Annotated in this window: 19 protein-coding genes, 1 pseudogene and 2 riboswitches; of the genes and pseudogenes, 11 read left to right on the forward strand and 9 right to left on the reverse strand. The window is 32.7% G+C overall.

Features of this window, described 5'->3' with window-relative positions; translation table 11 throughout:
* The first annotated feature begins 845 nt into the window (after positions 1 to 845).
* The gene (locus tag BED47_RS17705; RefSeq protein WP_069034734.1) at positions 846 to 2,009 is read left to right on the forward strand and encodes a cation:proton antiporter; all 1,164 of its coding nucleotides are present in this window, start codon (positions 846 to 848) and stop codon (positions 2,007 to 2,009) included.
* Positions 2,010 to 2,106: 97 nt separating this feature from the next.
* Here the strand turns inward: BED47_RS17705 and BED47_RS17710 are convergent, their stop codons facing one another.
* A complete protein-coding gene (locus BED47_RS17710) occupies positions 2,107 to 3,201 on the reverse strand; it encodes a tetraprenyl-beta-curcumene synthase family protein (protein ID WP_069034735.1) in 1,095 nt (364 codons plus the stop codon).
* Between the two features lie 153 nt (positions 3,202 to 3,354).
* Here BED47_RS17710 and BED47_RS17715 point away from each other — a divergent pair, with 153 nt between their 5' ends.
* The 5 genes from BED47_RS17715 to speE all read left to right on the forward strand — a co-directional run bounded on the left by BED47_RS17715 (position 3,355) and on the right by speE (position 9,293).
* The gene (locus BED47_RS17715) at positions 3,355 to 3,882 is read left to right on the forward strand and encodes a gamma carbonic anhydrase (RefSeq protein WP_069034736.1); all 528 of its coding nucleotides are present in this window, start codon (positions 3,355 to 3,357) and stop codon (positions 3,880 to 3,882) included.
* 336 nt (positions 3,883 to 4,218) lie between these two features.
* Entirely contained in the window at positions 4,219 to 4,752 is a 534-nt protein-coding gene (locus BED47_RS17720; RefSeq protein ID WP_069034737.1) for a phosphatase PAP2 family protein, read from the forward strand.
* A 12-nt stretch (positions 4,753 to 4,764) separates the two neighbouring features.
* The gene (locus BED47_RS17725; protein ID WP_069034738.1) at positions 4,765 to 5,916 is read left to right on the forward strand and encodes a glycosyltransferase family 4 protein; all 1,152 of its coding nucleotides are present in this window, start codon (positions 4,765 to 4,767) and stop codon (positions 5,914 to 5,916) included.
* Positions 5,917 to 6,129: 213 nt separating this feature from the next.
* Positions 6,130 to 6,966 (forward strand): adenosylmethionine decarboxylase, encoded by an 837-nt coding sequence (gene speD / locus BED47_RS17730; protein ID WP_069034739.1) that lies wholly within the window; start codon positions 6,130 to 6,132, stop codon positions 6,964 to 6,966.
* On the forward strand, positions 6,963 to 9,293 hold the full coding sequence (gene speE / locus BED47_RS23890) for a polyamine aminopropyltransferase (protein ID WP_217493008.1): 2,331 nt from the start codon (positions 6,963 to 6,965) through the stop codon (positions 9,291 to 9,293). Before speD ends, speE begins: the two co-directional genes overlap by 4 nt.
* A 272-nt stretch (positions 9,294 to 9,565) precedes the next feature.
* Here the strand turns inward: speE and BED47_RS17740 are convergent, their stop codons facing one another.
* The 4 genes from BED47_RS17740 to BED47_RS17755 form a co-directional block, all read right to left on the reverse strand.
* Positions 9,566 to 9,991, reverse strand: a complete 426-nt coding sequence (locus BED47_RS17740; protein ID WP_069034740.1) for an OsmC family protein — start codon at positions 9,989 to 9,991, stop codon at positions 9,566 to 9,568.
* A gap of 37 nt (positions 9,992 to 10,028) precedes the next feature.
* Positions 10,029 to 10,724: a pirin family protein gene (locus BED47_RS17745; protein WP_069034741.1), complete on the reverse strand. Its 696-nt coding sequence runs from the start codon at positions 10,722 to 10,724 to the stop codon at positions 10,029 to 10,031.
* 200 nt (positions 10,725 to 10,924) lie between these two features.
* The gene (fosM, locus tag BED47_RS17750; protein WP_069034742.1) at positions 10,925 to 11,347 is read right to left on the reverse strand and encodes a FosM family fosfomycin resistance protein; all 423 of its coding nucleotides are present in this window, start codon (positions 11,345 to 11,347) and stop codon (positions 10,925 to 10,927) included.
* Between the two features lie 3 nt (positions 11,348 to 11,350).
* Positions 11,351 to 12,379 (reverse strand): DUF2332 domain-containing protein, encoded by a 1,029-nt coding sequence (locus BED47_RS17755; RefSeq protein WP_069034743.1) that lies wholly within the window; start codon positions 12,377 to 12,379, stop codon positions 11,351 to 11,353.
* Positions 12,380 to 12,507: 128 nt separating this feature from the next.
* Here BED47_RS17755 and BED47_RS17760 point away from each other — a divergent pair, with 128 nt between their 5' ends.
* On the forward strand, positions 12,508 to 13,017 hold the full coding sequence (locus BED47_RS17760; protein WP_254664614.1) for a DinB family protein: 510 nt from the start codon (positions 12,508 to 12,510) through the stop codon (positions 13,015 to 13,017).
* A 52-nt stretch (positions 13,018 to 13,069) separates the two neighbouring features.
* Here the strand turns inward: BED47_RS17760 and BED47_RS17765 are convergent, their stop codons facing one another.
* Both BED47_RS17765 and BED47_RS17770 read right to left on the reverse strand, forming a co-directional pair.
* Positions 13,070 to 14,377 carry an amidohydrolase family protein gene (locus BED47_RS17765; RefSeq protein ID WP_069034745.1) on the reverse strand — a complete coding sequence of 436 codons (1,308 nt, stop codon included), beginning with the start codon at positions 14,375 to 14,377 and terminating at the stop codon, positions 13,070 to 13,072.
* Positions 14,378 to 14,450: 73 nt separating this feature from the next.
* Positions 14,451 to 14,550: riboswitch (purine riboswitch) on the reverse strand.
* A gap of 74 nt (positions 14,551 to 14,624) precedes the next feature.
* A complete protein-coding gene (locus BED47_RS17770) occupies positions 14,625 to 15,080 on the reverse strand; it encodes a MarR family winged helix-turn-helix transcriptional regulator (RefSeq protein WP_069034746.1) in 456 nt (151 codons plus the stop codon).
* A 159-nt stretch (positions 15,081 to 15,239) separates the two neighbouring features.
* Between BED47_RS17770 and BED47_RS17775 the strand changes: the two genes are divergently transcribed.
* Together BED47_RS17775 and BED47_RS23795 are read left to right on the forward strand one after the other, a co-directional pair.
* The gene (locus BED47_RS17775) at positions 15,240 to 16,214 is read left to right on the forward strand and encodes a hypothetical protein (RefSeq protein ID WP_069034747.1); all 975 of its coding nucleotides are present in this window, start codon (positions 15,240 to 15,242) and stop codon (positions 16,212 to 16,214) included.
* A 101-nt stretch (positions 16,215 to 16,315) separates the two neighbouring features.
* Entirely contained in the window at positions 16,316 to 16,480 is a 165-nt protein-coding gene (locus tag BED47_RS23795; RefSeq protein WP_175403511.1) for a hypothetical protein, read from the forward strand.
* A 99-nt stretch (positions 16,481 to 16,579) separates the two neighbouring features.
* Here the strand turns inward: BED47_RS23795 and BED47_RS17785 are convergent.
* Together BED47_RS17785 and metK are read right to left on the reverse strand one after the other, a co-directional pair.
* A pseudogene (locus BED47_RS17785) lies at positions 16,580 to 17,559 on the reverse strand (NAD(P)-dependent alcohol dehydrogenase).
* A 151-nt stretch (positions 17,560 to 17,710) separates the two neighbouring features.
* Positions 17,711 to 18,907: a methionine adenosyltransferase gene (gene metK, locus BED47_RS17790; RefSeq protein WP_069034749.1), complete on the reverse strand. Its 1,197-nt coding sequence runs from the start codon at positions 18,905 to 18,907 to the stop codon at positions 17,711 to 17,713.
* Between the two features lie 209 nt (positions 18,908 to 19,116).
* A riboswitch (SAM riboswitch) is annotated at positions 19,117 to 19,231 on the reverse strand.
* A 312-nt stretch (positions 19,232 to 19,543) separates the two neighbouring features.
* On the opposite strand from metK, the gene pckA reads away from it, so the two are divergent.
* Both pckA and BED47_RS17800 read left to right on the forward strand, forming a co-directional pair.
* Positions 19,544 to 21,130, forward strand: coding sequence for a phosphoenolpyruvate carboxykinase (ATP) (gene pckA, locus BED47_RS17795; RefSeq protein ID WP_069034750.1), 1,587 nt, complete (start codon positions 19,544 to 19,546; stop codon positions 21,128 to 21,130).
* A gap of 198 nt (positions 21,131 to 21,328) precedes the next feature.
* Positions 21,329 to 21,859 carry a hypothetical protein gene (locus BED47_RS17800; RefSeq protein WP_069034751.1) on the forward strand — a complete coding sequence of 177 codons (531 nt, stop codon included), beginning with the start codon at positions 21,329 to 21,331 and terminating at the stop codon, positions 21,857 to 21,859.
* Positions 21,860 to 21,898: the final 39 nt, after the last annotated feature.

The following is a 21,898-nucleotide window of genomic DNA, read 5'->3' on the forward strand; positions in this document are numbered from 1 at the left end:
TTTTCTCCTCTTTCATTGTTCAACTAAACTGCCAGTTAGTTCAATAAGAATATCAACAATCTTCTTTAACAGAGCCTTTGTTTAAATAACTTGTTTAGTAATGAATTTTATTAAACAGACGTTCATTTTTTTATTAAGAACATATCCCCAAATTCACAAAAAATTATTAATAATATCTAATTACGGCGTATTCATGGAATCAACTGAATATTATGTAAAGATATAACCACTTAATTGATTTGTTCATACAAACAAGTTCGTAGTTAATTGAGATAAACCAACTCTAGGGGCGTGAAGAGTTGACTACAAACCTAAACAATTTGAATAAAATATTTCGTAATGTTTTTCAGTTCATTTTACGGAATTCGAATTGGATATTATTATTAATTGGATTAATTGCGTTCATCAATTACTGGTCAATTTTTTACCTTGTTTCATTATATAGAGGATTTCATACAGAATCTTCACAAGTAAATCAGATGACTCTTTGGGTAATTTATGGGTATTTTTATGGCTTCTTCGGGAGTATGATTTTAATTTTTTTACACTCTTTTGTACTAAAACATATGTTGTTTTTTCGAAAAATTAAAAGTGCCATATCGTTTATATTCCTTCATTTTGCTTATTTTATTTCACTTATCTTATTAATTCTATTAAACTAATTTTCTATGTAATTGTTACCACTTTAATACTTAGGCTTGTTTTCTAATTCAAATATAGTTTATACTTAGATTAAATTTAATGCATTGTTCGGAGGAGCCTGTCACGATAGGGATAAGTATGTAATACTTTACTTACCCTATCGTGGCAGGTTCTTTTTTTGCGATCAGACGGGAGATGAATTTATGCTTTATGTGCAACTTGCGATTATATTAATTGCCTCTAAAGTTTTTGGGGATTTAAGTACAAAGCTTGGTCAGCCTGCAGTTTTAGGAAAGCTATTAATAGGGATTATACTAGGGCCAGCTGTTCTGGGAATCATTACTGAAACAGAAACATTACATGAAATGAGCGAAATTGGCGTCATTTTACTTATGTTTATTGCAGGTCTAGAAACTGATCTTAATGAATTTAAACGAACTGGGAAAGCTTCATCTTATGTAGGGGTACTCGGAATACTATTCCCATTACTCTCAGGTTATCTTTATGGAATCTCCATAAACTTAAGTCAATTTGAAGCTATTTTTTTAGGGCTGGTTCTTTCTGCAACTAGTGTAAGTATTTCGGTGGCTACTTTAAAAGAAATGGGTAAACTTAAAACAAAAGATGGAGCAACAATTTTAGGTGCTGCCGTAATTGATGATATTGTTGTCATCATAGCATTAGCATTTGTAATGAGTTTCAGTGGTAGCGCCGTTAGTTTACCAATTCTTTTATTGAAAAAGTTTATATTTTTTACATTTGCCATATTAATCGGTTGGAAGATTGTCCCTTGGTTCCTAAAAAAGTTTATAAAACTAAATGTATCAGAAACGCTAATCTCTGCTGCATTAATAGTTTGCTTCTTATTCTCAGCTTTTGCAGATCAAACAGGGATTGCTGCAATAATCGGAGCTTATATCGCTGGAATTTCGATATCTGTTACTAAGTTTAAACAAGAAGTTTTTGAAAAGGTCGAAACGATTGCTTACTCTGTATTTGTACCTGTTTTTTTCTCTTTAATTGGAGTATCAGTTCAATTTACGGGGTTAAGTCATTCGATTCCAACTATTATTATTTTAAGTATCATTGCTATTTTAACGAAACTAATTGGTGGAGCACTAGGAGCAAAACTAGCGGGATTTCCAACTAAAAATTCACTCGGTATTGGTTCAGCCATGGTGTCACGTGGGGAAGTTGCACTGATTATGGCATCAACAGGTTTAGCAAATAATCTATTAACTAAGGAAATGTTTGCGATCCTTGTTATAGTGGTATTAATCACAACAATTGTAACTCCACCACTTATGAAGTTATTTTTCTCTGAAAAGAGTGAAACTTTAAATAAAAAAAGTGAAGCTATAAATTAATAAACGCAAAAAAGGATCGTTTGAAATTAACGATCCTTTTTTTGCTGAGTACAAACACTCAGTTTTCATAGTTATTTGCCAGCGTGGTGCTTACCTTTTAAACCGATTCCTTCACTCTTCTATTACTCGCCTTTAACTCTTTTAATTTAAAATATAACTTAGCATTTCCATAGAAAAAGAATGATGTTAAGCCACCGTTCTTAACAATCCCTCTTCTTATCCTTTTCATCTCATCAGGTCCTGCCATTTTTTTGTCGGCTAAGTAAATGCCTAGTAACCCTTGGCATATCATTCGATGAAAACGATAGTCTTTTAAATCTTTTAAGGCTTGATCACTTTTCGTTGAAAAATACTCAATCCTATTTAACATGACATCTTTAGACGGGTAATAACTGCAGAAATTTAAATCTCCGCCTTCCTCGTCTTCCTTTTGATCAATTACATAATCTAGTAGTATATGAAGTCCTTGTACATAAGGAAAATAACTCTTATAGACTTGTTCAAATAATTTTTCAGTAATCATTTCATTAAATGAATAAGAAACTAAACAAAAAATCCCAAGAGTTGAACCTGCGCACGCAGAAAATTCATACCATTCTAAGTCAGAAAGTTCTGGTTGATATTTTTCAAACCATTTTGTTAATCTAGGCACTCGCTCTTCTTTTTTTACATGCTTATGTATTTGTAACTTACAATAATAATCAGCAAGTTGAACTAAGTACTCTTTAATTCCCTCATAATGCTTCGATTGATTTAAACTACTATGACACTTTGAAACTAGTGCGCTTAAATATCCACCATCGTCTTGTTCTTCTCGGAAGCGATAATACATTTGATCGGATTTTTGGCATTTTACTGCATCAATCATTGACTCATGTAGTGCTTCAAAATCAACTGGATCAAGCGAAGTACTTCGATCGCATAAATTATCTAAGTAATCACTAATCGTTTGATATGCAACGATAAATTCTATTACTGGTTTCAAATTCTTTTCAGAAAGTAATGCTAAAATTGCACCACCTTCACAATGGAATGTTTTTGTATCGATACTCATTAATGCTTGTTTTCTAAGTTCTGGATCTGGGATTGTCATTGCAAAATTTCTCCAATAGTTCAATTCCTGATGCACTAAAGGAAAAACAGCTTTATAAACTTTCGGCATTAATTGGATCGGATTTTTAGGTAGTGACATTTTTTCACTCCTCCCTATTTTTCATTTATTACATATTGTTTAAATAAGTTATACTCATATTGAAGTAAATATTATGGAGGTGAACTACGTTGCCTTGTTGTTTAGACAATTTCAACTAAACAATCATCTCATTTTTCTTGGCAACGGTATAGTATGATATTACCATACAAAGGGAAGCAACCCAAAATCGAACCATCAGCTTTTATCGCTTCAACTGCAACTGTTACCGGTTCTGTCACAATTGGAGCAAATAGTAGTGTATTTTTTGGTGCAGTAATTCGTGGCGACGTTAATGATACAATCATTGGAAATGATGTAAATGTTCAAGATTTATCTGTTCTCCACCAAAGTCCAAAATGCCCTCTAATTTTAGAAGATGGCGTAACAATTGGACATAGTGTTATTTTACATAGTTGTACAGTTAAAAAGAATGCATTAGTTGGTATGGGATCAATCGTTTTAGACGGTGCTGAAATCGGTGAAGGTGCAATGATTGGTGCAGGTAGCTTAGTTCCTGGAGGAAAAATAATACCTCCTAACACATTAGCGTTTGGTAGACCTGCTAAAGTAGTACGTGAATTAACAGAGGAAGACATCATTGATATGGATCGAATTCGTAGAGAATATATTGAAAAAGGACAATTCTATAAAAAGGTAGAAGAAGAAAATCAGTCAAAATAATTGAAATTGAGGATTTTTCTATAAAACAATATAAAAATCAAGTTTTGTATTTCCACACTGAGAAGGAATTTATGCCTTCTCTTTTTATTTTCCCTGAATTTATTTTAGGGTTAATTCTTTCATTTTTTTTGCTTTCTGCTCAATATTTTATCTTGAATTAGCTGTCTTTTGCACTCTCAGACAGATGTGACTGTCCCAGCTACCTTAACCCTCCCCGCTTATCCGTTTAATAAAAATTTACATATCTAAATTATTCATTTACAAAAGATTCTATTTAAATCCATAAACCCTTTTTATAATGAAGTTACAAATATCTGCATTAATGGAGGATGAAAAATGAGCGCTATTCTTCAAAAGATACACACTTATGAATGTCAACTGTTTTATCGCGTTAATTCATTGTTCCAGAAGCGTTACTTGAATTTTTTCTTCCGTAATATTACACATCTTGGTGGAGCTACTTTTACAATTGCATCAGCATTAATTTTATTACTTTATTCCAAAGGTGAATTGCATGAAGCATCAATTTTATGTTGTTGTACCCTTTCTCTTAGCCATATTCCTGTTCATTTTCTTAAACGTTTTTATCCACGTAAAAGACCTTATCTTAAACTAGAAGGTACTTTTGTGTTAAAAAATCCTTTAAAAGATCATTCCTTCCCTTCTGGTCATACAACGGCAATTATTTCTGTTGCACTTCCAATTATGATTTATTTACCATTTACAGCATTTATTTTACTACCTTTAGTTTTGTGTGTCTCTTTCTCTCGAATTTATCTTGGCTTACATTATCCATCAGATGTGTTTTTCGGAATTTTACTTGGTATCTTTACTACATTTATTTCTCAATTTTTTATCTATCATTTGTAAGGAGGAGAAGTTATGAGAGTAGCTATTTTTACAGACACCTATATTCCTCAAGTGAATGGTGTTGCCAAAACTTTAAATCGATTTACAAATTATTTAAAAGATCATGGCCACTCATACCATGTGTTTGCTCCTGAGGATTACGGTTTATCTTCAACTGAAGATGTAACAAGATTAAAGTCTGTGCCATTTAAAATTTATCCTGAATGTAAAATTTCATTTCCAAACCTTTCTAAAATGAAAAAGACGCTTAAAGAATTTAATCCAGATATTATTCATATCGCTACGCCATTTACAATTGGATTGAGCGGTCTTCATATTGCTAAAAAAATGAAAATCCCTTTGGTTGCTTCATACCACACAAATTTTGATCATTATCTTCAGTACTATAACTTAACATTCTTAGAAAATATTTTATGGAAGTATTTAGACTGGTTTCATAAACCTACTCAAAAAATATTTGTTCCCTCCAAGGATACATTCAATCATTTAGTGACAAAGGGATTTAATAATCTCTCAATTTGGACACATGGCGTTGACTGTTCGATCTTTCGTCCAACTTTGAATCATAATGAGATTAAACAAAAATATAATATTACGTCTAAATATACGGTTTGTTTTGTCGGAAGAATTGCACCTGAAAAAGATTTAGAAACCTTATCGAAAATAATAAACTATACTAAACAACGTTTTAACAAAAATTTAACTTGGTTAATCGTAGGAGATGGTCCAAAAAAAGAAGAAATGATCAAGAAAACTGGTACTGATCAAATTATTTATACAGGCTATCTTCAAAAGAAGGACTTAGTTGAGATTTATGGTGTGTCTGATTTAATGGTCTTTCCTTCTGATACTGAAACATTTGGAAATGTAGTACTCGAAGCAATGGCATGTGGAACACCAGTCATTGGTGCAAATGCAGGCGGAGTTAAAAATATAATTAGAGATTATTCAACTGGTGTCCTTTGTGAGCCACAAAATACATCTTCATTTTGCCAGGCAATTGAGGATTGCTTACATGGAAGCGAGATGTTGAAGCATATGTCAAAAAAAGCAAGAGATTATGCATTAACACAGGATTGGAATAGTATCTTTAAAAAATTAGTAATGGAATTTGAACTAATCTTTACACCACAACCACCAATCCTCATATCTAAGAAGGCTTAAAAAAATTTTCATGTTTTTTATTATCTGAATATTTTAAATAAAACAACAAAGGATAAGATTGATTAGTAACTCCTCAATCATCAACTTACGTGAATAATGAATAATTCAAAAACAAACAATATATATTGAGTAGTTACACTAGCGACTATTGTACAGTCGCTTTTACTTTTTCGTACGTACTTTTTTAATTTTGCAAAATTAGGAGGACAATAGATGAATATTTCATCGTCAAATAATTTTCAACTTTATGGTTTTAATAACTTAACGAAATCTTTAAGTTTTAATATGTATGATATTTGCTTTACAAAAACAAAAGAAGAACGTGAAGCATATATACAGTACATCGATGAACAATATAACGCTGACCGTTTAACAAAAATTTTAACTGAAGTTACGCATATAATCGGAGCTCACATTTTAAATGTTGCAAAACAAGATTATGATCCTCAAGGAGCAAGTGTTACAATTCTCGTTTCAGAAGGTCCGGTTGATAACCCTTCATCTGAAACTTTTTCCGAATCACCTGGTCCATTACCGGAGCTAGTAGTAGCAGCTTTAGATAAAAGTCATATTACTGTTCATACCTACCCAGAATATCATCCGGATGATGGAATTAGTACATTCAGAGCAGATATTGATGTATCTACTTGTGGAGAAATTTCTCCTTTAAAAGCTTTAAACTACTTAATACACCAATTTGATGCAGATATTATGACAATTGATTATCGAGTTCGAGGATTTACTCGTGATGTTAGCGGTTATAAATTATTTATTGATCATGATATAAACTCAATCCAAAATTACATTCCTCAAAAAATAAAGGACATGTATCAAATGATTGATGTGAATGTATTCCAAGAAAATATTTTCCACACGAAATGTAAGTTGAAACAATTTAATTTAGATAATTACCTTTTTGGCTACACAAAAGAAAAATTAGACGCGGATGAAATTTCACAAATAGAAGAAAAAGTGAAGTATGAGATGGACGAAATCTTTTACGGTAAAAATTTATGGAATGGTCCTGATGTGGAGGATATTGATGGATGATGGATCACAGTAAAACACCGCTTTTAACTGAATTAGTCCGTTATGCTAAGGAAGATATAACAAGCTTTGATGTTCCTGGGCATAAAAGAGGTAATTCACTCGAGGAATTAAGAGAGCTTTGGAGTGATATGGCTCTTAAAATGGATGTCAATTCTTCAAAGCGTGTTGATAACTTATCGCATCCAACAGGTGTAATCCAAGAAGCCGAAACTTTATTAGCAGATGCCTTTCATTCAGATAACGCTTATATGTTAGTAAATGGTTCGACTTCTGGCGTTCAATATATGATTATGAGCGCCCTTGAACATGGCGATAAAATTCTCCTACCAAGGAATGTACACAAATCCGCAATAAATGCATTAATCTTAGCAGGTGCTAAACCAGTATTTATTGAACCAGAAATCGATTATGAGTATGGAATTGTAAATGGTGTTTCTGTAAAATCTGTTCTTCATGCCCTAGACTTAAATTCGGATGTTAAAGCCATCCTGATTATAAATCCGACCTATTTTGGAGCAACTTCAGATCTAAAACAAATTATCGACATCGGTCATTCCAAGGGGATTCCTGTTTTAGTAGACCAAGCTCATGGTGCTCACTTTTCGTTTCACCCTGATTTACCAACTAACGCTGCCCTTCTTGGTGCTGACCTTGTTACCCTTAGTTTGCATAAAACTGGTGGTGCTTTAACACAAGCATCAGTTCTACTACATAACGATGGGATCATTACTAAAAATAGGGTTCGATCTACAATTAATTTATTTCAAACAACATCTGCTTCCTATTTACTTATGTGTTCAATCGATGTTGCAAGAAAGAAATTAGTCTTAGAAGGTCAAGAGCGTTTTGAAAAATTACTCAATTTAACAAGAAAAGCTAAAGAAGAAATTAACTCCATAAAAGGATTAAAATGTATTACGCAAGATACATATCGAAATGGAGTTGGAGTATTCGATTACGATGAGTTAAAACTCGTCGTTAAAGTTTCAGATTTAGGCATGTCTGGTTTTAAAGTATATGACATGCTTGCAGAAGAATATAAAATTCAAATCGAACTTGCCGAACCTAATGTCATTTTAGCAATTATCTCGCTAGGTGATAATGAAGACACCATTCAAACCTTAATTGATGCATTAAGAGATATTAGTGACCGATATTATGGTAAACTTCCGAAACTTGAAACAGATATAAGTGTTGCATTAAAAAATCCTAAAATGGTCATGACTCCTAGAGAAGCGTACTATCATCCAAAACGTATTATTTCAATTCATGATGCTAGTGGATTAATAAGTGGTGAATCCATCATGATTTACCCTCCTGGTATCCCACTTTGTATACCAGGTGAACTAATTTCAACTGAATTAATTCAGCATTATCTTTATTTAAAATCAGAAGGAACGATCACAATCAACGATGATGATGATCCTTATATCATAAAGGTCGTCGATCGAAGTTTGGAGGAAAATTTAATGGATTTATGGTATACAGAGAATCACCAAGAGGATACGAAGTTCTCCATAAAGGTTCAAGAACATATTCATTCTGAAAAAAGTGAATTTCAACAAATCGATTTCTTTAGAAGTGAAACATTTGGAACATTCTTTACTCTAGATGGTTATATGATGGTGACTGAAAAGGATGAATTTATCTACCATGATATGATTACGCATGTATCAATGGCCGTTAATCCAAATATTAAAAAAGTACTAATTATCGGTGGTGGCGACGGTGGAACTGCTCGTGAAGTACTACGATACCCAGGTGTGGAAGTTGTTGATATGGTAGAAATTGATGAACGAGTAGTAAGGCTATGCCAACAATACTTACCTTTAACAGCCTCAAAATTAGATCAAGATAATCGATTAACCTTATATTTTGAAGATGGCCTAAAATTCGTACAAGAAGCTGATGAAGGTTATTACGATCTGATTTTGGTAGATTCAACTGATCCTATTGGACCTGGTGAAGGGCTTTTTACAGTTGCTTTCTATAACAATTGCAAACGGGTATTAAGTGAAGAAGGTATTCTAATTAATCAGCACGAAAGTCCATATTACGCTAGTTACGCGCACGAAATGAAACGTGCACATTCCAAAATTAAAGAAACTTTTCCGATTTCAAAAGTCTATCAATTCCATATGCCAACTTATCCATCCGGTCATTGGTTATTCGGATTTGCTTCAAAAAAATACGATCCAATTAAAGACATTAAAGCTGATGAATGGAATAAGCTAGGGATCGAAACAAAATATTATAATACCGATCTACATGTTGGGTGCTTTATGCTTCCTACTTATGTAAAAAAACAATTAGATAATGAAGAGTAAGTAAAGAAACCAGCAATCTGCTGGTTTCAGACTGCCCGCCAAACGCTCGCTTTCTTCGTTACTTCGCCTTTCTGCGGTGCTCATTACCGTCTAGGGTAACTCCGCTCCTCACTAGGCTTCGCGCCTCGAAAGACAAGCGCTTGCAATCAGTCTGAAAATCAAGTTTAAAGTACTTTCTCTACACACTGAAACCAGCAATGTGCTGGTTTTTTAAATTGCAATTAAAAAAGCTGCCCTAAAAGTAGTTTTACTTTAGGGACAGCTACATTTTATTACAGTACTTCCTCATCCTTCGTTCCATTTAAAGTGAAACTTGCTGTAATGTTAGCGTTTAAAGAATGAGCTACTGAGCAATATTTATCCTTTGATAATTTGATCGCTTTTCGAACTTTTTCTGCATCTAACTCTCCACCTAATATATAATGCAAGTGAATGTCAGTAAAACGTTTAGGGTGCTCCTCAGCTCGTTCACCATTTACTTCAATTTCGAATGAAGTTAGTTTTAATCTCATTTTTTCAAGGATTAATACGATATCAATTGCTGTACAACCTGCGACCGCATTAATTAAAAGTTCAACTGGTGTAGGTGCACTATTGTCTCCACCTAAAGACTCGGCAGTATCCATTTTGATTTCATGGCCTGATGGTGCTATTCCTGAAAAAGCTAATTTACCATCCCATTTAATACTTGTTTTCATTCCATTTTCCCCTCCATTGAATAGATCTTTTCATCTATTATTTTTTCATTTCTACTACTAAATAATGTGAAAAATCTTTTGATTTTATTTTAATATCTTCTTCAATTATTTTTGCAGCATCACTAGCTTCCAATAGTTCTCCATTCACAATGGCATTTCCTTCTAATAAGACTAAATACGCTTGTCGATCCTTTTTCATTTCAAAAGAAATTTCTTCATTTTCATTTAATGCAAGCGAGTAAATATTTGCATCTTGGTGAATTTTAATTGGGGCACTCCCTTCAACCGGAGATACCATATGATACCATTTTCCTTCTCTCTTTTCCCAATCTGAAATTAAGTCTCCGTAATTCGGAGTATGACCGGCTTTGTCAGGAATAATCCATAATTGAATTAATCTTAATAAATCCCTGCCCATATTGTGTTCACTGTGATAAACACCTGTTCCTGCACTCATATATTGTATATCGCCACGTCCAATTTCATGTTTATTCCCCATACTATCAGCGTGAGTCAAGTTCCCATTAATGACATACGATATAATTTCCATATCACTATGTGGATGAGTACCAAATCCTCTGTGTGCTTTAATTAAATCATCATTTAATACTCTTAATACACCAAAGTTCATATTACTTGGATCATAATAATTTGCAAATGAAAAATGATGAATTGTTTTTAACCAACCGTGATCAGCGTGACCTAATTGTTTACTATTGATTTTTTCGAACATTGTTTATCGCTCCTTTTATTTTTATCTTTAATTCGAGATATTTACCAAAAAATAACCTATCTAGATATCTTATAAATCCATTTGTTTAACACGATACTTTCTATTTCATTTTACCGATCTCTTACCTATATTGTATCAAAAAATATCTTTAATTCAAGATATTTTTTGAAGAAAGTTTAGATAAACTTTCTATCCAACGACTAAATATAAAAATCCATATGTGGTTTTGTTTGCTTATAATATTCAATCCGATCTCGCATTGTACCAGTATGAAATTCAAATTTATGTCCATCTGGATCAGTAAAATAAATTGAATTTTTATCTCGTTTATCTCTGTCACGACCATTCAATATATTCACCTTAAGTTGAACTAATTTATCATACATTTTTTCGAATGAGTCTTCGTCTATTGAAAAAGCCAAATGGGTATATGATTGACGAATTTCATTTCTAGGTATACCCTCCTCTACATTTAAAGCGAGCCATATACCATTTAAATCAAAATATGCTGTTGTTTTTCCTTTCACTAAGAGAGTTGCATCAAATACATTTCGATAAAAATCAATCGATGTTTCAAGATTAGATACAGAAAACAACAAATGATTGATCCCTTTTATCTCCATTTACTAAATCCTCCATTCAAACCATTTTCCATGACCTTCCGTTTCTCCAATTATTTCTTCATATTTTATGCCATTAATATAATAGTCAAGATGTAGCATTCGATCCCAAATATTGTTATATAGATGAAACACATCCCTATTTTTACTAATATCTTCAATCGTTTTTAGTAAACTTTGTTTCCCCTCAACCGGTATTTGATTTGCGACATGTGTATGAAAAATACATAAAATTGTATCTTTTGATAATTGATTGACTACTTCTGGAAGTATTTTAATTCCGTTTGCTTCAATTAAATTGATTTCATTTTCTTTTAAACAGCTAACAGCTTTTTCAAATAGTTCTCTTCGTTCAAAATGCTCTGGCCAAATTAAGGCTTTTAACCACAAATAGTCTTCTTCGTTTGATAAATCATTTACGTGTAAATCTATTCCATATCGATCAACAACTGGAGGCGCTTTGCCTAATAATGCGAGAATAGTTGGGCCATTATCTTTTACCTCCGAATTGATGAGAACATTGGATTTTTTATTCCCATAAATAGTTTCACTTGAGCTATAAGAATACTTATATTGATCCCATAATAGTTGAAGTCCAGCACTAGTACCTATCTCTATTAACGAGATTGGTTTATTAACCTTTTGATAAATGTAAGAAAAACATGGATAAAGATAAGCACAACGTCTAACTTCATTTGTTTGGACAATTTTCGTTTGAATAAGCTGAATAATCTCGTTTCTAAATTTTCTACAAAAATCCTGAAAATATGGATAGGAATCTTCTAATTTCTTTGGTGTTTCTACTAGGCTTGGATAGAACTCTTTTAACCGATGATGATTACCATTCATTAATAAATAATGAATCGCACCTAATAATAAATTTGGAATAGGCTGACCACATTGCGCAAAAGCACATAAATCATGTATCTCTTCGTCTTCTGCAATTTTTAATGATAAATATTCATATAATCTACTAGAATTTTCACATTCATTTTTTGCAAATTGCTTAAAACGTTGCTTCAGTTGAATATTCATCTAATCATCCTTAATATTTTTATTTTTCAAACTTCTATTTACATAATTTTACCATACGATATAATTTCTTATTGTACTACGTGTTCTTTTTTGTTGATCTTAAATAAAAACTTTGGGGTGATTAATTGATGTCCAGACCAAATCCAAACGAATATAATCCACATTTTAAAGGTTATATTGAACTAGTTCCTGAAGGTGACTTACAAACTATTTTGAAGAAGCAATTAGAGGAATCAATCAGTTTTTTTAAAGCAATCTCGAAAGAAAAATCTGAATATCGATATGCGGAAGGAAAATGGAGTATTAAGGAAGTTCTTGGACATTTAGTCGATACTGAAAGGATAATGTGCTATCGTCTATTGGCAATTGCAAGAGGTGATCACACTCCTTTACCATCGTTTGATGAGAATGCCTATAATGAAAATGCTAATTTTAACCGACTTGAACTAGAGCAAATTATTTATGAATATCAAACTGTTCGTCAAGCCACTTTATCTATGCTAGAGAATTTATCTAATGAAACATTAGAAAATGAAGGTAATGTGCTAAATCACCCAACGACACCTCGTGCTATTGCTTATATTATTGCTGGTCATGAGTTGCATCACTTAAAAATTATTAATGATCGATATTTTTAAAAGTTGAAAGAGCAGGAAAATCCTTTTCCTGCTCTTCCTTGTATACTTACTTCTAAGCAAATCTACTCTGTAATCGATTTACTTCTGCAATTACTTTTTCTTCATCAATTGTTAAACTAATACGGTCTTTTACGATTGCTTTCCCATCAATGAAAACATCACATACATCACTACCACGTGCAGCGTATAGTAAGTGAGAATAGGCATTGCTTAATGGTTGTAAATGCTCTTTATCAAATGGATAAATTGTAATAAAGTCTGCCTTTTTATTGGCTTCAAGTGAGCCAGTATGTCCCATTCCTATAGCTTCTGCTCCACCTCGAGTAGCCAAAGTTAATGCAGTTTGCGCTGAGAATTTCGTAGCATCTTTATACATTCCTTTTTGTAGCAGTGCTGCTATTCTCACTTCTTCAAACATGTCAAGATTGTTATTAGATGCGGTGCTATCCGTTGCTATACCAACTTTTACTCCGGCGTCTAATAAACTAACCACATCAGCAACCCCAGAACCTAACTTTAAATTACTAATTGGATTATGAGCAACTCGTACATCATATTCCTTTAGTATCGCTCTTTCTTCATCATTTAGAACTACACCGTGAGCCATTACTGTCGGCTGATTAAATACACCTAATTTGCGAAGATGTTCAACAGGTCGGTTTGCATAACGCGTTTCAATATCTTGAATTTCATAATCTGTTTCGGATACATGAATGTGCATCATTAAATCATTTTCTTTTGCAATACGTGCACTTTCGATTAGAGCTTCTGGTGTACATGCATATGGACTATGAGGTGCAACCATCGTTGTTAGACGGCCATCAGCAAACCTTTTGTAGTCTTTTGAAAATTGCTCAGCACCTTTAAGATTCAATCTTTGCTCTTCTTCAGTTCCAAAGCTAAATATTGAATATGAAAATGCTCCTCTAATTCCAGTTTCACCAATTGTCTCCATGACAACATTTGGATCGATTCCATTTGGGTTAAACATATCTGAGAAAGTTGTCGTACCCGATTTAACCATTTCTAAAATACCAAGCTGTGCACTTACAGAAGCAATTTCAGTTGTATATTGTCTTTCGATTGGCCATATTTTAGTTTCTAACCAAGGCTTTAGTAGCATGTCATCTCCTATACCACGTAAAAGCGTCATAAGAATATGAGAATGTGTATTTACAAGTCCTGGCATTACCCATTTCCCTTGAAGATTAACAACTTGCTCTGCATCCTTCATTAACTCTTCAGAATGATTTCCGACATAAGTAATGAATTGATCTTGTACAATCATCATACCGTTTTCAAAGATTTTATTTTCTTGATCCATTGTAAAAAATGTTGCATTTATATAGACTGTTTTCATTATTTTTCCTCCATAGTCATTTTCTTAATTGTGTAAAAAATAAAAAAATCCTGATTACGAAGAAGGATGTAAATAAAATTACATTCTTTTTCGTAATCAGGATTTTACGGTTCCTGGTAGAGACCCTCATACCATATCAATGAGGTTATACAATTTTTGTATGTTGTTATATTAAAACATAATAAATGATTAGTAAGGAATGTTCAAGGATTTCTATAATTTAACAAAAATAAAAGCTATATACTCTCTATTCTAATTTCCCAAGTATTCTTATGATTTTGTGCATCGAGTAGTCTAAATCAAGTAAGTCTTCCTCATCAAGTTGACCAATCCGTTCACAAAAAATATGATAAAAATCTTCCCATCGTTTTGTGACAACTTTTTTACCTTTTTCAGTAAGTATAATTTTTACACTCCGTTTATCATTCGGATCTTGAATTTTTGATACATATTCTTTTTCTTCTAATTTCTTAATTAATGGCGTCATTTGCTGTTTAGAAATGCTTATATTTTGAGCTAGCTCTGTAATTGAAATTCCATCTACTGTTTGAAACAGCTCTTCTAGTATATGACTTTGTAAATGAGTTAACTCGGACTGCTTATTCTTTAAAGAGTTTTTAGTGCCCTGCTTGTTAAACTTATTAAAAACTAGAGGAAGTAGTTGGATAAACTTCTCTGCAATTTGATTTGGATTTGAATTCATTTTATTACAAACCTTTCTAGGAAAAAATATCAAAATTGACACATAGTAAATAAAAGTTTATTATTTACCGAGATATAATTCTATAATATCACAATTATATAAATTAAACCAATCTAATAAGTAAATAGATATTTACTATCTAACAAAGGAGTAAAGTAGATGAATTCAACTGGATTAACTTTTGGTATCTATCCCCTTAGTGTAGCTGGTACACCTATAGGATTAGCTACAGGTCCTGATGATAATTATGAAAAAATAGCATCTGCTCTTAAAGAGCTAAAGGGTAATGTTACTCAACTTTTACCAAGAATGTATGCTGTCTATATGGGACCTGAAACAGAGGAAAGAGTATTTAACGCTTTAAATCGATATAAAAACGCAGGTTTATTAGGCGATTTAACAATTGGCTGTCTTATGGATCCAAGCCTATCACTGGACTATTGGTTACATTTTGTTCGTAAAGTAATTAAAGAATATGGCACCTTCCTTGATTCAATTCAAATCACGAATGAGCCTAATTTATCGTTTATGGATGGTTCCAAACCATATGTATTAGAAGCGCTTGTACAAGGGGTTCTAACTGTAAAAGAAGAAATTGAAAAAAGTAATTTACCGATCAAAGTTGGATTCGGCTCGGTTCCTGAGGGAGAAAAGACAGTTCCACTTTTTTGGGAAAAGTTAATAAAAATGGGTGGGGATGAATTAATTCATTCAATTGATTATGTAGGGCATAATTTTTATGTGGATGTATTTGAGGAACCATTAAAAATAGAGGAAGTTGCTGTTTCAGTAGAAAACATACTTCGTAAATTTCGAAAAACATTGGATTGTAATGGTTTCCCTTCCACTCTTCCAATCCACATTACAGAGAATGGGTGGCCTACCGGGAAAAATCCATTTATACAAATCGAAAGGTCATATGAGCAACAATCGAACGTACTTGAGGTAATTATTCGAACAGTCTATTCTTTGCGTCAGGAACTAAATATTACTCATTATGAATTTTTTGGTTTAAGGGATGCCAATAGTTCAAAAGACGACCTATTTCATCAATTTGGTATTATGAAGGATGATTATACTATTAAGCCTGCTTATCTCACTTTTAAAAAATTAATAAATGAATTAAGCGAGTAAATCGATTACTTCTATAAATTTGAATGAAGTTAGTCATTTCGTTAAGACTAAAACAACGAGAGTTTCACCTACTTTCTACTATCTAAATGGAGGTAATAAAATTGAGCAAAAAAAATAACCCCATCAGAAACGAAGAGCAAATGAAAATACAAGCAGACCTTAATAATCTCGATCCAGGCCATTCCGTGGATGAGCACCGTAAAATTGAAACAGCCAATATAATATTAGCTGGAGAAGAAATCAGACAACAAAATGAAAATCTATAAAAGAAATCCCTCAAAAGGTCATTTTGAGGGATTTCTTTATGGTAATAGTAAAGCACATAAAGCCACAGCAACTAAGAAAGAGAGAATTTGTCAACAGTCTTAACTCCCTCTAATATTAATAACGACATTCCCCTTCTTATGCCCTTTTTCTACGTATCGATGTGCTTCAACAAATTGTTCAAGCGGGTACTGTCGATCAATAACAGCTTTTAACTTATCCGCTTCAATAAGTGCTTTTATATAGTTTAAATCTTCATAGTTCATATTTGCTACACCAAATATGGCTTTTTTATTACCAATCAAATTACTCCAAATTGCTTGGAAATAAACTGAAAGCTTCCATACAGCACTTAATAAATAGACGCATCTTTGTTAAGCAATCTTTTACAATTAGAAAAGGAGCTTTTACCTACAGTATCAAAAATAATATCATAGGTTTTCTTACACTTAGCCAGATCTTCATTTGTATAATCAATTACTTCATTTGCCCCTAAAGCCCTTACAAATTCTAAATTTGATGTACTACATAATGCGGTAACTTCTGTACCAAAATATTTAGCTAGCTGAATTGCATATGTTCCAACACTTCCTGAAGCACCATAAATGAGTACTTTTTGTCCATTTTGAATAATACTTCTCCTTAGAAAGTGTAATGCAGTAAGCGCCCCAACTGGAACAGCTGCAGCTTGCTCAAACGACATATTTATTGGTTTTTTAGCTAGAACACCTTCTTCATGTAAAGAGATATATTCAGCATTTGCCCCAAAAGTAAATCCACTATATCCAAAAACTTGATCACCTGATTTAAAATTTTTTACGTTTTTACCAATCGTGACTATTTCTCCTGCAAGTTCACAACCTGGTATTTTATTTTTCGGCTTAGTAAGGCCAAACATAAGACGTGAAGGTAGCCAATACATATACGGAAAATCGGAACTTCGTAGTTTTACATCTCCTGCGGTCACAGTTGTTGCATGTATTTTTATTAATACTTCATCATCTTTTATTTTTGGTTTTTCAACTTCTGTTATTTGAAGAACTTCTGGTGGACCATATTTTGTACATATAATCGCTTTCATAGGTTCCTCCATTACAAACTTTAATTTAGTCATTTAAACCTATGAAAAATGATTTTTAAGTATACCTATATGTAGAATAAAACAGTGTGATTCGAACCAAAACAAAAAAGACTGAATATAGCATATGCCATATTCAGCCTTAATCATTTTATTATAGACCTGCTTCAGTTTTTAAAACTTCTGCTTTATCAGTACGCTCCCAAGGAAGATCGATATCTGTACGGCCAAAGTGACCATAAGCAGCAGTTTGTTTGTAAATCGGACGACGTAGGTCAAGCATTTTAATAATTCCAGCTGGACGTAGGTCGAAGTTGTTGCGAATTACTTCAACTAATTTTTCTTCTGAAACTTTACCTGTACCAAAAGTATCAATAGCGATTGAAACTGGTTTAGCTACACCAATTGCATATGCTAATTGAACTTCAGCTTTATCAGCTAAGCCAGCAGCTACGATGTTTTTCGCAACGTAACGTGCAGCGTAAGCAGCAGAACGGTCAACTTTAGTTGCATCCTTACCAGAGAATGCGCCACCACCGTGACGAGCATATCCACCGTAAGTATCAACAATAATTTTACGACCTGTTAAACCAGCATCCCCTTGAGGTCCACCGATAACGAAACGACCTGTTGGGTTGATAAAGAATTTTGTGTTTTCATCAATTAACTCAGCTGGTACAACTGGTTTAATTACAAGTTCTTTAATATCATTTTCAATTTGATCTTGAGTAGCTTCTGGACCATGTTGTGTTGATACAACAATAGCATCAATACGAACTGGTTTGTTGTTTTCATCATACTCAACTGTTACTTGAGTTTTACCGTCTGGACGTAAGTAAGAAACTGTTTCATTTTTTCTAACTTCAGTTAAACGGCGAGCAATTTTGTGAGATAATGAAATTGGAAGTGGCATTAATTCAGGTGTTTCATTAACTGCAAAACCGAACATTAAACCTTGGTCTCCTGCACCGATTGCTTCAATTTCTTCATCTGTCATGCTACCTTCACGAGCTTCTAACGCTTGGTCTACACCTAGAGCGATATCTGCTGATTGCTCATCGATAGAAGTTAAAACTGCACATGTATCTGCATCAAATCCGTATTTTGCACGGTCATAACCGATTTCACGGATTGTTTCGCGAACGATTTTTGGGATATCTACATAAGTAGAAGTTGTAATTTCACCTGCAACAAGTACTAAACCTGTTGTAACTGAAGTTTCCGCTGCTACACGAGCATTCGGATCATTTGCTAAAATTGCATCAAGAATTGAATCTGAGATTTGGTCACAGATTTTATCTGGATGTCCTTCTGTAACTGATTCTGAAGTAAATAAACGACGTTGTGACATTGAGTCCCCTCCTAAATTGAATTGACGGATCTCTTTTTTCTCAACATAAGAATAAAAAGTTTGTTCCTATTCCTATGTTTCCCATTTAAGATAAAGATAACTCAGTGTAAATTACGAAATTGCCACTGTATTTAAGTTTTGAGCAAAAAAAAAGCCTTCCTCTTATCAAATATTACATGAGGAAAGGTTTCTTGGTTATTTGCCTTTCGCTCTTATCGTCCAAGACATAAAAAAAAGTCTTGCATCAGGTTCAGCACCTTTCACTAAAAGTGAGGTTGCTGGGCTTCGTAGGGCCTGTATCCCTCCACCTACTCGGGATAAGAGAGTATCCGTATGAAAAGTATCATATTAAAATTTCACTTTCTTGTCAACAATTTTCATCATAACATAGACATAATTCTACAATAACTTTATCTCTACATTCATTTCTATTTAATGGGAAATTACTAATTATTATATTTACATTTAAATAACTTACTTCATTTAATAAGTAAATTTTACTCAAATTTATTTTTTAATCAAATTCATAACACATTTTGCTAACTAATAGTATACACTATTAAAATAAATGTGTTATACTATTTATCGAGATACCTACATGGCAGACAAATTATATTTAAAGGATGGTATTAGTATATGAAGACAGTTGATGTAAACTTTGAATTAAACGAATTACTTATTAGTAATCAAATGTATAACCAACTAAGCGTTTCTGAGTTAGTTGAAAAAGTCCTAACAAGACAAGAAGGAATTTTAACGTCAACAGGAGCAGTTAGCGTTTCAACAGGCAAATATACTGGACGTTCACCTAAAGATAAATTTATTGTTAAAGAGGCATCTGTTGAAAGTTTAATCGATTGGGGTTCAGTAAATCAACCAATCTCTGCTGACGTATTCGAAAAATTATATAGCAAAGTACTTAACTACTTAAAAGATCGTAACGAATTATTCTTATTTAAAGGATTTGCTGGTGCTGACACTGAATATCGTTTACCTATCCAAGTAATTAACGAATTTGCATGGCACAACTTATTTGCTCATCAATTATTTATTCGCCCAACTGAGCAAGAGCTTCAAACGCATGAAGCAGAATTTACAATTGTTTCTGCTCCGACATTTAAAGCAGACCCTGTAGTTGATGGAACAAATTCAGAGGCATTTGTTATTGTATCATTTGAAAAGAAAATTATCTTAATTGGTGGTACGGAATATGCTGGAGAAATGAAAAAATCTATCTTCTCAATCATGAATTTCCTATTACCACAAAATAATGTATTACCAATGCACTGTTCTGCTAACGTTGGTAGTGAAGGCGATGTAGCATTATTCTTTGGACTTTCAGGAACTGGTAAAACAACATTATCTGCAGATGCAGATCGTAAGCTAATCGGTGATGATGAGCACGGTTGGTCAGATAATGGTGTATTCAATATTGAAGGCGGTTGCTACGCTAAATGTATCAATTTAACATTTGAAAAAGAGCCACAAATTTTCTCTGCAATTAAATTTGGTACAGTTTTAGAAAATGTTGTTGTTAAATCTGATAGCCGTTTAGCTGACTATGATGATACAACTTTAACAGAAAATACTCGTGCTGCATACCCAATGCAAGCAATTCAAAATATCATTGAGCCGAGCGTTGCTGGACATCCACATGCAATTATCTTTTTAACTGCTGATGCATTTGGAGTATTACCTCCAATCAGTAAATTAACAAAAGAGCAAGCTATGTACCACTTCTTAAGTGGATTTACTAGTAAATTAGCAGGTACTGAGCGTGGTGTTACTTCTCCACAAGTAACATTCTCAACATGTTTCGGATCACCATTCTTACCGCTTCCAGCTGTAGAATATGCAAAAATGCTTGGTGAAAAAATTGAAAAACATAATGTAAATGTATTCTTAGTAAACACTGGTTGGACTGGTGGAGAATACGGCGTTGGTAAACGTATGAATCTTTCTTACACAAGAGCAATGGTTCACGCTGCACTTGAAGGTGATTTAAACAACATTGAAACTACACAAGATGAGTTTTTCGGTTTAGCAATTCCAACCCATGTACCTGGTGTACCTGATAGCGTATTAGTTCCTTCAACAACTTGGGAAGACAAATCAGCTTATGATCAAAAAGCTCTTGAATTAGTAACTAAATTCAAAGAAAACTTCAAAAAATTTGAAGGCTTTGATGCAAAATTAGCTGAACTTGGTGGACCTTTAAAATAATCTAATAATGTAAAATGTAAGGGCTGTCCAAAAAGTCATCATTATGACTTTTTGGCAGCCTTTTTTATTTAACAATCTTCAAATAACTAATTAAAAGGAAATTCATTACATTTAAAGAATAAGATTAAAGTATCATTAAATTTAACTGAACATCATTAATAATCACCAGTTATTAATCGAATTAAATGGAGGATTAAAATGAGATCCTTAAAGATATTAACCCTGATTTTTTCATTTACTGCAATTTTATTAACTACCTTTTTTTTATATAATACTAGTTCTTCTTCTAAAAAATTAGATAAGCATGATTCACTATCTTCTAAAGAAAGTGAACCCATTATTGAATCATTATCCAAAAGGTATTATGAAATCAAAGATTCTACGAATAATCAATTACTTTATGGAGTTGAATATTATTTGGCCTTATCAGTACCAGATCGTTATAAAAACGATATAAAAAATGCTCGAATAGAAATCCTACTACCTAAAAAAGTCCAATCAATATTTGGAATCAATATTGAAGAAATAAATCATAATGAAGTATACGAAATTATAAATGGTAGAGCGGTTTTTAATATCTCTAGTTCTATAGCTACCTCAAATATGACAATAAATCAGAAAAATTATCTTAAAAATAACAATGGTCTCTACACTATAAAAATTTATTCTAATAAAAATAAATTAATAAAAAGCGATGTTTTAAAAGTACAAAATATTAATAAGAATTGAAAAAAATGAGCCAATCTTCGGCTCATTTTTTATTTTTTC

It is taken from the genome of Gottfriedia luciferensis, from assembly GCF_001712755.1.
GTDB classification, from domain to species: domain Bacteria; phylum Bacillota; class Bacilli; order Bacillales; family Bacillaceae_G; genus Gottfriedia; species Gottfriedia luciferensis_B.

What these genes read in the sequence shown, in the direction of transcription:
- BED47_RS17720 (WP_069034737.1), top strand. Translation starts at nt 4,219, where the DNA reads ATGAGCGCTATTCTTCAAAAGATACACACTTATGAATGTCAACTGTTT.
- BED47_RS17770 (WP_069034746.1), bottom strand. Translation starts at nt 15,080, where the DNA reads ATGAATTCAAATCCAAATCAAATTGCAGAGAAGTTTATCCAACTACTT.
- speD (WP_069034739.1), top strand. Translation starts at nt 6,130, where the DNA reads ATGAATATTTCATCGTCAAATAATTTTCAACTTTATGGTTTTAATAAC.
- BED47_RS17800 (WP_069034751.1), top strand. Translation starts at nt 21,329, where the DNA reads ATGAGATCCTTAAAGATATTAACCCTGATTTTTTCATTTACTGCAATT.
- BED47_RS17725 (WP_069034738.1), top strand. Translation starts at nt 4,765, where the DNA reads ATGAGAGTAGCTATTTTTACAGACACCTATATTCCTCAAGTGAATGGT.
- BED47_RS17760 (WP_254664614.1), top strand. Translation starts at nt 12,508, where the DNA reads ATGTCCAGACCAAATCCAAACGAATATAATCCACATTTTAAAGGTTAT.
- BED47_RS17710 (WP_069034735.1), bottom strand. Translation starts at nt 3,201, where the DNA reads ATGTCACTACCTAAAAATCCGATCCAATTAATGCCGAAAGTTTATAAA.
- speE (WP_217493008.1), top strand. Translation starts at nt 6,963, where the DNA reads ATGATGGATCACAGTAAAACACCGCTTTTAACTGAATTAGTCCGTTAT.
- BED47_RS17775 (WP_069034747.1), top strand. Translation starts at nt 15,240, where the DNA reads ATGAATTCAACTGGATTAACTTTTGGTATCTATCCCCTTAGTGTAGCT.
- BED47_RS17740 (WP_069034740.1), bottom strand. Translation starts at nt 9,991, where the DNA reads ATGAAAACAAGTATTAAATGGGATGGTAAATTAGCTTTTTCAGGAATA.
- fosM (WP_069034742.1), bottom strand. Translation starts at nt 11,347, where the DNA reads ATGGAGATAAAAGGGATCAATCATTTGTTGTTTTCTGTATCTAATCTT.
- BED47_RS17755 (WP_069034743.1), bottom strand. Translation starts at nt 12,379, where the DNA reads ATGAATATTCAACTGAAGCAACGTTTTAAGCAATTTGCAAAAAATGAA.
- BED47_RS17705 (WP_069034734.1), top strand. Translation starts at nt 846, where the DNA reads ATGCTTTATGTGCAACTTGCGATTATATTAATTGCCTCTAAAGTTTTT.
- BED47_RS17715 (WP_069034736.1), top strand. Translation starts at nt 3,355, where the DNA reads ATGATATTACCATACAAAGGGAAGCAACCCAAAATCGAACCATCAGCT.
- BED47_RS17765 (WP_069034745.1), bottom strand. Translation starts at nt 14,377, where the DNA reads ATGAAAACAGTCTATATAAATGCAACATTTTTTACAATGGATCAAGAA.
- metK (WP_069034749.1), bottom strand. Translation starts at nt 18,907, where the DNA reads ATGTCACAACGTCGTTTATTTACTTCAGAATCAGTTACAGAAGGACAT.
- BED47_RS17745 (WP_069034741.1), bottom strand. Translation starts at nt 10,724, where the DNA reads ATGTTCGAAAAAATCAATAGTAAACAATTAGGTCACGCTGATCACGGT.
- pckA (WP_069034750.1), top strand. Translation starts at nt 19,544, where the DNA reads ATGAAGACAGTTGATGTAAACTTTGAATTAAACGAATTACTTATTAGT.